This is a genomic window from Sorangium sp. So ce1335 (assembly GCF_051521615.1).
In the GTDB taxonomy this organism is placed as follows: Bacteria; Myxococcota_A; Polyangia; order Polyangiales; family Polyangiaceae; genus Sorangium.
In genome coordinates, this window is sequence record NZ_CP150363.1 from 2,191,724 (window position 1) to 2,203,984 (window position 12,261).

Below are 12,261 nucleotides of genomic sequence, written 5' to 3' on the forward strand. Positions count from 1 at the left end.
GGTCTTCGATGGCGGGGCATCGAGAGGTTCTGGATGGTGTACAGCGTTGACAGAGCTGAGCTGCTTGCGGACCAGCTCGAACGGTTCGCGCACTCGAACGTCCACCAGCTCGCCGGACAGGTCGCCAACCTGGACTTCTGGCTGGACGAGGCTGCCCACGCCCTGCGCACGATCGACGAGTACCCGCAGCGGTTTCGTCGCCTCCGCGACGCCCAGGTCGGGTGGGTCAAGGCGCATGGAACAAAGGTCTCGGGGTACTGCCCGATCTGCGGAGGGCGCTGCGAGCTCGGCCCACAGACGCCACCAGCGCCTACCAGAATCCCGTCGGAGCAGATGGACGCTGCCCGAGGAAGAGTCCGCGCCTCGGCTTACCGGTTCTTGCTGCGCTGCTACCGCTCCGGGCTGCTGGATGAGGCGACCGTGCGTGCAGCGTGCGAACGCGTCGGAGTCGTCGCCGAGACGGAAGACCTGGAGCGCGCCCGAGATGACGCCGAGAGCGGGGGCGCCGATCGCTGATGGGCTCGAGCTGAACGCCACGACGCCTTCTACCTGTTGCGTGAGATGACCTCGGCTCGCAGGCTGTCGACCCTCGTGAGACGACCGACGCGCTCGGAAGTCCTTCAGGCGGCCGATGACTACATCGCGTACTTCCCGCTCGAGCGGCCCCGTGAGCGAGCGCGCGAGCTCCGGGAGGCGGTCCTCACCTGGAGAGAAGGCGAGGAGATCCCGCAGGCGGTCCACGAGGCGACCCGGCGATTCGTGCTCTCCCTCGGCGTACGGGAGCCTGGCGGCGGCTGGGAGAACGACGACGGCTACCAGGTCCGGGCGATCGAGCGCGACACGGACGAGGCGGAGCCGCCGCCCGAAGCGGAGGCCGCGGGCCCGCCGCGGAGCTACAGCGATGCATCGGAGAAGGCGGCCCGGCTGGCCCAGGCGGTCGCGGGCGCGGTGAACATCGCCGGCGCGCTCGCCTCGCCGCGTTCGTGGGCCAAGGCGACGTCGTGGCCGTCGCGGGAGCACCTGGTCGAGCACGTGGACCAGGGCCTGGCCGCCTTCGGAGGGGAGAGGACGAGCGCGTCAGTGTGCTCGGGCTCGGCCTCCAGCGAGGCGCGAGCCCAGCGCGCGGCGTCGTCGACGCGGACGAGCGCGAGGTGCACATCGCCGAGGGCGACGTGCGTCGCGACGTCCTCCGGGGCCAACTCGAGCGCCTGGGTCAGGAACTCGACGACGCGATCGTCGCGATCAGGGTACCGCTCGACGGCGGCGAGGCCGCGGAGGGGCGCGGGGTCCGATGGAGCAAGGCTACGGGCCGTGGCAACATGCGCCCGCGCCTCGCTCGGCCTCGAGGGCAGGAAGGAGCGAATCACGAGGCTGCCGTTCCGCCTGGTCCCCCCGCTCCGTGGTCACCTCACCGCCGTGCGCGCCCAGAATGCACCGAAGAGTATACCCCTTGCCTTCGAGCGGATCAAAACCGGGTAGTGACGAGGGACTGCGGCTGCCACCGAGGCCTGCGAATCATTTCCCACTGGACGCGTCTGGCCGTCCGTGACTTTGTAGGTGGGCTTCTTCATCCACATCATGACATAAGACGGAAATTCAAATGTCGAAGGACGACGAACCTCTAGATAATTTGATGGCGATACAGCGTAGACTAGCTGAGATCGCGGATCCGGGCGGCTTCGTGGCCATGCAGCGTAAGATGGCGCAGCGCGCGGGTCATGGCGGCTTCGTGGCCATGCAGCGCAAGATGGCCCGGCTCACAGACCCGGGCGGCTTCGTGGCCATGCAGCGTAAGATGGCGCAGCGCGCGGGTCATGGCGGCTTCGTGGCCATGCAGCGCAAGATGGCCCGGCTCACAGACCCGGGCGGCTTCGTGGCCATGCAGCGTAAGATGGCGCAGCGCGCGGGTCATGGCGGCTTCGTGGCCATGCAGCGCAAGATGGCCCGGCTCACAGACCCGGGCGGCCTCATGGCCATGCAGCGTAAGATGGCGCAGCGCGCGGGTCATGGCGGCTTCGCGGCCATGCAGCGCAAGATGGCCCGGCTCGCGGACCCGGGCGGCCTCATGGCCATGCAGCGCAAGATGGCCCGACTCGCAGAACTCGGCGCAGTTCAATTAACGGCCCAGCTCTCGCCCGGCGTATCACTCGATAAGCTAGCGAGTGCCATCGGCCGTGTGAATTCAGGCTTGCTCGGCACCGCGGCTACCGCGGTTGCCGCTGCATTCCCGCGCCACGTGCAAATCGCCACCGAGGCTTTGTCCGCCCTCGCGACTCTCGAGATGGTGGATCAAGACGCGGCGCGCGTTCAGACGCTAAAAGACCAGTCACCTCTGATGGCTGCTATTGCCGAGCTACGTACCGCGGTTGACGATTCTCATCCCACTGCGGATGTCGAGAAGCTCGTCGCCGAGGTTGTCGAGCGCGTTGTCGCTAAACTCGCATCAAGCTCGTCGTCGCCGAGGGCGCCGCGCTGGGACCTTCCAACGGTCATTGCGTTCGTTAGCCTCTTGGTTGCTGCGATCTTCGGAGTGTCGGCGACTGGATTCAGCACATTAACCGAGCTGAGGGCCAAACGGCAGGAGGCTGAAGCCGCCAAGGATCAGCAATTGGCGGACGAGAGAGCGGCTACCGTCCAGCGTGCGCTCGCCAGGCTTGTCGAGCTGCACGAGCAAGAAGCTGAGCTTCGTGCCGCGGCAGTCGATAAAGGCAACGTGATTCGAGTCAGGGCTTGGTATGTTGTTCGGCGGGCTGTGATTCTTCGGCAGCGCAACAGCGCTAGATCCTCCCCCCATCTTCACACGCTCTACCCCGGCACCGTGGTGGAAGTCATCGGGCAAACTGGAAAAAGGGTTCAGGTTAGATATTTCGATCATCTTCGCGGGGAGGAACAGGTTGGATGGGTGCTCAAGAAGTATCTGGTTCGGATCGATCCATAAGGTATGCACGAAGTCATAGTCGGGCGCTTGGTCTGCGCCAGCGTCGCTCGTCATCTGGTCATTGCGCAAGACGACCTCGCTTACGTCGAGCGGGGCGACTCGACAGCGGGAGCGGTCGCGGGCGGCAATCCCGGGCGCAGACCCTACGGCGCGAAGCGCATCGTCTCGGCAGCGAAGCCGTTGCTGCCTCGGTTCGCCTGGTCGCGCGTCTCGTCCTCCTCGACATCGGCGATGCCGCCCAGGCCCCCTTCGCCGATCTCGAACGTCACGCCATCCAGCGCGAGCTGCTCGTCGTCGGCATACGCGATCCCGATCGACGGTCCCCCGGAGCCGCCGCCGCCGTAGCCACCCTTGCCGCCCCAGCCGCCGTAGCCTCCTCGGCAGGCATATTGGCCCCCCATTTCCCCCTGCCGCCCCGGCGGGCCTCCTTGCACGCCCTGCCCGCCGAGCTGGCCTCGGCCCCCTCGACCTCCGGCGCCGCCCGGGCCCGTGATGATGCGCGTTTCCCGCAGGGTCACCTTGCTCCCCGGATGGGCGAAGATCCCGATGCTCGCGCCGCCCGCGCTGCCGCCGCGGCCACCGCTGCCGCCGCAGCCGCCGCCGCCGCCCGAGCCGCCCGACGCGCCGCCCAGCGCCGCGTTGCCGCAGCCGCTCCGGCCGCCCGGCGCGCCGCCGCCGCCGCCGCCCCCCTGGCCGGGCGCTCCCGTGCCGCCCTGACGGCCGGGCACGCCTTCCCACCCGGCTTCGGTGAGGCGTCCACCCTGGCCGGCTGCACCCGGCGCGCCCGGCGCCCCGTTTTCCCCATCGCGGCCGTGCTCGCACCGGACGCCGTCCTTCGCGCCCGCGCCGCCCAGGCCTGCGCCCGTGGTGTTCGGGGCCGGCAGCGGCTTGCCGTCCTCGGCATCGCCACCGCGCTCCGGGGTCCCGTCGCCCCCTTTGCCGCCCGTCGACACCATGTCGCCGCACACGGTTGTCACGGCGGGCGCGCCGGCCACGGTCGCTGCCGAGCAAGCGTCCCTGCCGATCGCTCCGATCTCCCCGTACGCTGGCTGCGGATCAACGTAGACCGCATCCTCGCCGTGCTTGCCTCCGCCGCCCCTGTCCGCCTGGATCACGCTCCGATGCACCTCCACGACCGCGCCCGGCTCGAGCCTCATCGCGATGGAATCGCGATCCGGCTGCAATCTGCGCTTGTGCTGCAGTTGCATGTCCACGATCGTCGATACGCCGTCGGTGGCCCACTCGCCGTCGTCCTGCGCTGCCACCACGGTGATCGGGGGACCCCCCTCGTCTGATGAATAGAGGACCGCCGGCTGGTTGGTGATCCCTTCCGTGTAGTGTCGCCATCTCGACCAGCAAGCGAACCCGCCCCACAGATCGATGCCGGAGCGCAACGTGAGGCCGTCGGCGTAAGAGTCGGTGCAGGCGAACACCCGCCCGCGAGCACGCGGCGCGAGCGCCACCGCACGGGCGAGCGTCTCCACCGGCTTCTCCATCGTGCCGGGATTGCTGTCGTCTCCGAACGACCGGCTCGCGAACACCCCGCACCCGGCCTGCACGCGCAGCGCGGCGAGCCCCTCGAGACACTCCTCCTCCGAGGGCGCGGCCGCGGGCTCTGGGTCGCAGGCGCCCCCCTCCGCGCACGGTGGGGCGAACGCCTCCGTCCCGCACCCCAGGACGGCCGGGGAGGACAGCAGCACGATCGTTGCAGCGGCTTTGAACTTCATGGTCCTCTCTCCCTGATCATTCCCGCGCGAGCGGCGTCATTGGGGCGGGACAATCAGCTCGGGGAACTTCCAAAGAACGGCGGTCTGGCCGTCTTCTCCTTTGGCGTTATCGTCGCCCGGATCGCCTCCGACGCCCCCGACACCAGGGGCTCCCCAATCCCAGTCGGCGCTCTCCGTGAGTTGAACGCTGCTGTCCACGAACGCGACGCTGACGGAAACGCCCCCGAGCCCGCCGCCGCCATAGCCGCCTTTGCCTCCATCGCCGCCGGGCCCCCCTCCACATGCAAAGTAGCTGGTACCGACGGGGAAGATCCCTCCCGCGGGGCCGCCCGGTCTGCCCCGGCCCCCCTCTTGCCCCTTCCCTCCATTGCCGCCGCGACCGCCGTCACCGGTGATGATGTCGGTCTTGTCCGCCATGACGTGAGCGTGCAGGGCGATGATCCCGAAGCTACCGCCCCCGTAGCCGCCGCCTTGACCGCCACGTCCCCCGCAGCCGCCGCCCCCGCCCGAGCCGCCGGACGGTCCAGCTTGCGGATCCACGGCGCGGCACTGCCCGTTCGATCCAACGCCGCCCCCGCCGCCGCCTCCCTGGCCGATCGCCCCGTTCTGGCCGTTCTGTCCCGAGAAGCCCTGCCAGCCGTGCGCGCTGATGCTTCCGTACTTGAGCCGGTCGTCCACGCCCTTCCCGGCTCCAACCCCGTTCGCGCCGCTCTCCCCAGCGCCGCCCTTCTTGCCCGGCGTACAGGCCATCGCCCCCCCGTTTCCCGCTTCTCCTTTATTCATTGCGCCAGGCCCCGGTGCCGGTGCCCCTTCCGCGCCGTCGCCGCCCGCAGCGACCTCGCCATCGCCGCCCGTGCCGCCGATGGACGTCGTGCCGTCCTCGCACACGGTCCTCGCCGGCGGAGCGCCCTCGGTCCAGTCCGCCAAGCATCCATGCGAGCCTGGATGGCCAGGCGCCCCATCTGGCGCCCGCCAGGGCGTGTCCTGGGGCGCGCTCTCCCCATCCGCCCCATCCGCGCCGTTCCCCGCCAGGATCTCGCTCGACACCACCTCCACCGCCGCGCCCTCGCGCACGATCATCCCGATGGACGACCCGCTCGGCCGGACCGCGTCCGCCGCCACGAGTCGCACGCCGAACACGAGCGACGTCCTGCTCTCCTGGCGCGCCTCCACCGTGAGCGGCACCCGCCCCGGCTCGGGCGCGATCCCGGTGAAGCTCTCCTCACCGCCCCAGGTCCACGCCTCCGCGCCGCAGTCCCGGCCGCCCCAGAGCGCGACCCCCGACGGCAGCGTGACCGCCTCCTCGAAGTCCTCCGCGCACGCGTACACCCGCCGCGTCCCCCCGGGCTCCGACGCCTTCTCCACCGCGCGCCGCAGCGTCCCGACGGGCGCGTGCCTCGTCCCGCCGCTCGCGTCGTCCCCGTGCCGCGCCACGAACACCCCGCACCCGTCCTTCGCCGGGCTCGTCGCTGGGTCGCCGTCGCACGGCGACGCCGGCAGTACCGGCGGCTCCTCGCCGGGGAGCGGATGGCACGTGAACGACCTCGCGCAGTCCTCGGCATAGGAACAGCCGGCGCCCCCCGCGGCGCTCCCGCAGCCGAGCACGATGAGCGCGACCGAACGCAGCCTTGCTCGACCTCGCCCCCCGCGCATCCCCATCGCCGCTCCTTGCCTCACCACACGCCCTGAAGGACGAGCCCGGCCTGCGTTCCCGTCGCGCTCGGCACCACCTGCACGCCGCCGCGGACCGGCGTCTCGTCGAGGATCCACCCCTCCGCGAGGAACGACGCCGCCGTCGCGACCCCGAAGACCGCCCCCGTCGCCAGCGCCACGTTGCCGAGCGTGGCGAACAGGTCCCGCTCGGCCAGGTCGTTGAGGATCTCCGTGCAGGTCGAGGGCGCGTCCGGCCACCAGCACGTCGTCGGCGTCCAACCTTTCCCGCGGAGCACCATCTCGCGCTCGCCGAGGTTGTCGTCGATCACATCGGCCCGCAGCAGGAACACCGTGCCGGCTGCCACCGCGGCCGTCGCCAGCGCCGCGCCCCCGATCCGCAGCTCCGCCAGTGGGAGCGCCGGCCGCGCCGGAGAAGGGAGAGACGGCGCCTCAGGCCGCGCCGCGCCGGCGCCGGCCGCCTCCGGCGCCCGTGTCCCGCGCTCCGGCGCGCGGGGCAGCTTCAGCGCCACCGAGTGCTGCTGGCCGGCCTTCCCCTCGAACGCGCTCACCGCCTCGGCGTGGCCATCGAGCTCGGCCCGCACGGTGTGGTGCCCGGGCTCGAGGAACAGCTCGTAGGTCGGCGCCCGGCGCCCCAGCGCTTTGCCATCGACGGACACCTCGGCGTCGGGCGGATTGACGCCCACGTAGACCGTCACCACGCGGCGCTCCGCCTGGAGCAGGCCGTCTTCCGCCCGTTCCCGGAGCGCGCGGCGGAGCCCGTCACGGTGCTTCAACGCCTGCGCCAGGTGGTCCGCCGCCTCGCGGTGCCTGCCCAGCGCGAGCTCGCACAGGCCGAGCTCCGCGGCGATCTCGGCGCGTTCCGCGTCGGTCGTCCACGCCGTCTCAGCCTTCTCGAGGGCCGCCTCGTATGCCGCCTCGGCCTCGACCCACCGTCCCGCGTCGCGCGCCTGCCGAGCGGGGCGCAGCAGCTCCTCCACGGTCGATGTCTCTCGCGTCCCCGCGATCCCGTGGGGATCCCGCGCGCTCGCCGCCCCTTCCATCGCCGCGATCACGCCAAGAAAGACGCACGGCAACAAGGCGCGGGGCACACGGCGCACGCCGTCCTCAATACGCCTGCGAGCAAGCCCATGTCAACGCGCCGTGCCCCGCGATCGCCGTGCCTCCCCGTGTACGCATCTCATGCACCGGCGGGCTTACGAAGGGGCGGAATCGATATCCAGCCACCGAATGAATGAGAACTTTCGCGGTGCTGGCGGAATATGTGGCTTCGCTCTGGAGGGGAGGGGGAGGGAATGAGAGCCGCGCGCGCGATGGCTGCTGGGGCCCGGTGACGATCCTCATCGGGCTGACGGGCACTGCTGCGGCGGAGGCCTCGCCGAGCTCCTGCTCCTCTCTCCGGGATTGCCCACCGTGACCTCGTGAGCCGCTCGCCCGGCTTCTTGCGGCGGCTCGGTCGATTTTTGACCCGTCGGGCCGGGCCCGGATCGTCTGGTGGATCGTGGATCGAGCAACGCCGACCTGCCTTCTACCCGCCCGCGTGAGATCGCTCGCCAGCTACGTCGGGGTGCCCGCGCAGGACCTCGACGACGTCATGCAGGACGCGATGGTGCGGCTGTGGGAGAAGCGAGAGCAGGCCCGAGCGGCCACGAACCCGGGCGCCTTTCGCGACAGCGTCGTCCTGAACACGGCCCGCGATCACAGGCGGGCGGCGCGCAGGCGCGAGGAGGCGCTCACCGGCCTCGACGAGGCGGCGCTCTGCGATGAGCGCCGGAGCCCCGAGGAGCACGCCATCGCGCGCCAGGAGGCGGCATTGGTGCAACAGCTCATCGATCAGATCGGCGAGCGGGGCCGCGGGATATTCATCGCGTGCGAGCTCCTGGAGCGGTCGATCGCCGACGTCGCGCGGGAGCTGGAGATCCCGTTCGAGACCGCGAGGAGCCGTCTGCGCCGGGCGTGGGAAGAGTTCGAGGAGGCGGCGGCCCGCTGGGAAGCGAGGCAACGAGGCCGCGGCGGACGCCGGTTGCGTTCCGTGCTGTTCGCACCCTGGCTCCTCCTGGAGCGGCGCTCCTTTCGGCGAGGTGGTCCCGCGCGCTGGACGGCGCCGGGCTTCGCCATCGCCTGTGCGGCGGCGCTCGGCGCGCTGGCCACGCGCCCGATGGATCCCGTCGAGCCGCTCCGCACCTCGATGGCCACGCTGGTCTCCCGGAGGGCGAGCGGGACGGCGATCGCGCAGGCCGCGCAGAGCCCCGCCGCGCCGGCGCGCGCGCGTCGTGCGCTGGGCATGCCGGTGACGGCCTCACCGGCGCTGGATGAGGCGGTGACGGCCACTCCGGCGCTGGATAGGGCGGTGACGGCCACTCCGGCGCTGGATGAGGCGGTGACGGCCACTCCTGCGCTGGATAGGGCGGTGAAGGCCCCTGCCGTCCGCGCGCTGCCGGCAGGCCGCCCCGCGGCGCAGCCCCCGGCGATCGGCGCCCGCGAGCGGGATCTGGTCGCCCGCGCGCGGACAGCCGTGGAGGCCGGTGACGTCGTGTCGCTCGTCGAGGCGCGGCGCCTGCTGGAGGAGCACGCACGGAGATTCCCGTGCGGCCGCCTGGCGGGTGAACGCGAGGCGCTTCTGGACCAGCTCCGGTAAGCGCCGCGCAGCTGGCCGCCCCGAGCACGAGGCGGCCTTCGTGACGATGGCGGCGCTGGACCACCGTTGTGCGCGGTCGCGCCCTCGGAGATCGAGCGCTCCTGAGCGGTCGTCGCCCGGCGTGTGACGCCCGCTCAGGAGGTGTCGTATCGGCGCGCGGACGCGGGGTCGCGCGGAGCATTCACGTTTCACCTGGAGGCGAGCCATGGAGCTCCTGGCGCAGCCCCCGCGCGGGGCGATCATTCATCACGTCGGAACACGCGTCCTCGCGGAGGGGTCGGCCCCTGTGGCGCGACACGCGAGGACGGCTGGTCCGAAGGCATCCGGCGCGCCGCGCGTCCCGGCGCGCACGGCAGCTCGGCAGGGATCTCGGCATGACGCGGCGAAGCCGGCGGCGGGCTGCGATCGGGCGCACGCGTTCGACCAGCTATTTCAGGCGGAGACGGCTCGGCGCGTGTCCCGGTGGCTCGCGAAGCTCCGTGTGCCCGAGCGGGATCGTCACGACCTGAGCCAGGACGTCCTCCTCTCGGCGCTCACGCGGTTCGGCAGCTATGACCCTTCGCGCGGCCCCGTGGCGCGCTGGCTCAACGGCATCGCGGTCAACCTGGCTGCGCGCTATCACGCGAAGGCGTCTCGGCGGCGCGAGGTCATCACGGATCCCGCAGCGCTGTGCGAGGCCGGCGACGGCGCGACGGCCCTTGAGCTCCTGCTCGCGGCGGAGCGGCGGCGCCTGCTGAGGTCACTCGTCCTGGGCTTGCCGTTCGAGCTGCGCTCGGTGCTTGTCCAGCACGACCTCCATGAGATCTCGATGAGAGACATCGCCGAGACGCGGGCGACACCCCTCAGCACGGTCTATAGATGGCGCACGAGGGCGCTCCACGACGCGCAGGAAGCGCTCGCGAGGCGCATCGCGGCGGAGGAGGAGCGCTGCGCGAAGCCCCGTGGCATCTCGGGCGACCTCGCGCGGGCTGCTCCGGTGCCACAGCGTGTCGCGTAGCTCCGAGGCGTGCGCAGGAGGGGGGAAGTGTTGCGTAGCCCACCTCCTGGCATGCGCAGGAGTGTACCGGGGCCGCAGAGGAGGGCGCGGGGGCGGCGCAGGAGGGGTGGCGGGATGCGCAGGCCTCGATCGTTTGTTGTATAGGACACATAAATGGGCGCGCAGGAGGGCGCCGGGGCTGCGCAGGAGCCAGGAAATTGTGGCATAGGACACGCAGTGGGCTGCGCAGGAGGGGCGCCGAGGCTGCGCAGGACGGCGCCGGGGCTGCGCAGGAGGGGCGCCGAGGCTGCGCAGGAGAGGCGACGGGGCCGCCGCAGGAGGTCGCCGAGGCTGCGCAGGAGGGGCGCCGAGGCTGCGCAGGAGGGGCGCGGGGGCCGCGCAGGACGGCACCGAGGCTGCGCAGGAGGGGCGCCGGGGCCGCGCAGGAGGGGCGCCATGGCTGCGCAGGAGGGGCGCGGAGGCTGCACAGGAGGGCGCCGAGGCTGCGCAGGAGGCGCCGAGGCTGCCCCCCGCCAGCCTCCCCCTGGTCAACGATCACGTCGATCGAGCGAGAAATGAACCGCCGACGACGCCGAGGACGCCGAGAAGAGGACGATATCTTGGCGTCCTTGGCGCCTTGGCGGTTCGAAGCTCTGCTCGTTTCAGGCGGGTTCAACCCGTTTGTCGCTCTCCCGCGGATCGTGCTCGCTCAGCTCATCTCCAGGAACAGCCGATCCGGATCCTCCAGATACCCGATGACCTCGTAGGCGAACGCCGCCCCGACGTGGCCATCGATGATCCGGTGGTCGAACGACAGCGACACCAGCATCACCTCGCCGATGACGATCTGCCCGTCGCGCACCACCGGCTTCTGCTTCATCTGGTGAATCCCGAGGATCGCCACCTCGGGGAAGTTCAGGATCGGCGTCGCGAACAGCCCACCTTGCTGGCCGAGCGACGTGATCGTGAACGTCGAGCCGCCGAGATCCTCCGGCTTCACCCGCCCCGCCTTCGTGTCCTCGCTGAGCCGCGCGATCTCCTTCGCGATGTCCAGCACGCTCCGGCGATCCGCGTCGCGCACGACAGGCACGATCAGCCCGGCCTCTGTCGCGGACGCGATGCCGATATGGTAGCTCTTCCGGACGACGATCTCCTGCGCGGCCTCGTCGAAGGCGCTGTTCAGCGTCGGGTGCCTCTTGAGCGCGGCGACGACGGCCTTCACGAAGAAGGGCAGGAAGGTCAGCTTGACGCCCGCCTTCTCGGCCAGCGGCCTGAGGCGCGCGCGGCGCTCCTTCAGCGCCGAGACGTCGCACTCCTCGACGAAGGTGAAGTGCGCCGCCGTGTGCTTCGACCGCGACATCGCCTCGAAGATCCGCTTGCGCACGCCGCGCAGCGGGACGCGCTCGTCGCCCGGCGCCGAGGGGATGGCGATCCCGCGGCCCGGCCGCGCCGCCCCGCGCCCGCGGTCCTCATCCAGCAGCTCGGGCGCCGCCGCGGCCCCGCGCTCGACCGCAGCCCTCGCGCGCTCGACCGCAGCCCCCGCGTCCGCCGCGCGCGCTTCGGCGCTCGCCGCGCCTGCGCCGCCCGCGCCCCGCGCGCCCCCGGCCGCCGCGCCCGCGCCGCCCGCGCCCGCGGCCGCCGCCGCCCGCCGGGCCGCCGCCGCGGACAGCAGCGGGGTCGTCTCGGGCTCCACCTCGGGCGCCTCGAGCGCCCGCACGTCGTCCTTCGTCACGCGGCCGCCCGGGCCGGTCGGCGGCACGCGCCGCAGGTCGACCCCGAGATCGCGCGCCAGCTTGCGCGTCGCCGGCGTCGCGAGCGGCTTCTCGTTGAAGTAAGCCGCCGCGACCGCGCCCTTGCTGCCGTTCATCCACGCGGCCGGCGCCGGCGCCACGAGGTTCATCCCCGGCAGGTCCTCCCGGATGTCGCCGACCGCCGTCGCCGCGGGCTCCGCCTTCACGGGCTCCGCCGGGCCCGTCTTCGCCGCAGACTGCCGCATCCCCGCCCCCGACGCGGGCGACGGCGCGGCAGGCCCCGCCCCCGACGCGGGCGACGGCGCGGCGGCCCTGTCGTCGAGGTCGTACACGACGAGCACCGAGTGCACCGGGACGATCCCGCCCACCTTGCCGCGCGTCTCCAGGATCCGACCCGCGCGCGGCGACGTGATCGTCACCGTCGCCTTGTCGGTCATCACCTCGACCATCGGCTGGTCCTCGGCGACCATGTCGCCCGGAGAGACCAGCCATGTCACGATCTCCCCCTCCGTGACGCCCTCGCCGATGTCCGGAAGCCTGAACTCGTACTTGCCCATGCG

Annotated in this window: 9 protein-coding genes; 4 read left to right on the forward strand and 5 right to left on the reverse strand. The window is 71.8% G+C overall.

Annotation, left to right across the window (positions count from 1 at the left end; genetic code table 11):
* Window positions 1–33: 33 nt before the first annotated feature.
* Window positions 34–516 (forward strand): hypothetical protein, encoded by a 483-nt coding sequence (locus WMF24_RS08130; RefSeq protein ID WP_437735797.1) that lies wholly within the window; start codon window positions 34–36, stop codon window positions 514–516.
* Between the two features lie 377 nt (window positions 517–893).
* Here WMF24_RS08130 and WMF24_RS08135 read toward each other — a convergent pair whose 3' ends face one another.
* On the reverse strand, window positions 894–1,367 hold the full coding sequence (locus WMF24_RS08135; RefSeq protein WP_437735798.1) for a hypothetical protein: 474 nt from the start codon (window positions 1,365–1,367) through the stop codon (window positions 894–896).
* A 233-nt stretch (window positions 1,368–1,600) separates the two neighbouring features.
* Here WMF24_RS08135 and WMF24_RS08140 point away from each other — a divergent pair, with 233 nt between their 5' ends.
* Window positions 1,601–2,938: a hypothetical protein gene (locus tag WMF24_RS08140; protein ID WP_437735799.1), complete on the forward strand. Its 1,338-nt coding sequence runs from the start codon at window positions 1,601–1,603 to the stop codon at window positions 2,936–2,938.
* A gap of 143 nt (window positions 2,939–3,081) precedes the next feature.
* On the opposite strand, the gene WMF24_RS08145 is transcribed toward WMF24_RS08140, so the two are convergent.
* Genes WMF24_RS08145 through WMF24_RS08155 form a run of 3 tightly spaced genes read right to left on the reverse strand, consistent with a single transcriptional unit; the run spans window position 3,082 to window position 7,436 of the window.
* Window positions 3,082–4,665 carry a hypothetical protein gene (locus WMF24_RS08145; RefSeq protein ID WP_437735800.1) on the reverse strand — a complete coding sequence of 528 codons (1,584 nt, stop codon included), beginning with the start codon at window positions 4,663–4,665 and terminating at the stop codon, window positions 3,082–3,084.
* A 36-nt stretch (window positions 4,666–4,701) separates the two neighbouring features.
* On the reverse strand, window positions 4,702–6,324 hold the full coding sequence (locus WMF24_RS08150) for a hypothetical protein (protein ID WP_437735801.1): 1,623 nt from the start codon (window positions 6,322–6,324) through the stop codon (window positions 4,702–4,704).
* Between the two features lie 14 nt (window positions 6,325–6,338).
* Window positions 6,339–7,436, reverse strand: coding sequence for a PEGA domain-containing protein (locus WMF24_RS08155; protein ID WP_437735802.1), 1,098 nt, complete (start codon window positions 7,434–7,436; stop codon window positions 6,339–6,341).
* Between the two features lie 440 nt (window positions 7,437–7,876).
* Here WMF24_RS08155 and WMF24_RS08160 point away from each other — a divergent pair, with 440 nt between their 5' ends.
* A complete protein-coding gene (locus tag WMF24_RS08160) occupies window positions 7,877–8,974 on the forward strand; it encodes an RNA polymerase sigma factor (RefSeq protein WP_437735803.1) in 1,098 nt (365 codons plus the stop codon).
* Between the two features lie 205 nt (window positions 8,975–9,179).
* Window positions 9,180–9,971 carry an RNA polymerase sigma factor gene (locus WMF24_RS08165; RefSeq protein WP_437735804.1) on the forward strand — a complete coding sequence of 264 codons (792 nt, stop codon included), beginning with the start codon at window positions 9,180–9,182 and terminating at the stop codon, window positions 9,969–9,971.
* Window positions 9,972–10,659: 688 nt separating this feature from the next.
* On the opposite strand, the gene WMF24_RS08170 is transcribed toward WMF24_RS08165, so the two are convergent.
* Window positions 10,660–12,258 (reverse strand): dihydrolipoamide acetyltransferase family protein, encoded by a 1,599-nt coding sequence (locus WMF24_RS08170; RefSeq protein ID WP_437735805.1) that lies wholly within the window; start codon window positions 12,256–12,258, stop codon window positions 10,660–10,662.
* Between the last annotated feature and the right edge of the window lie 3 nt (window positions 12,259–12,261).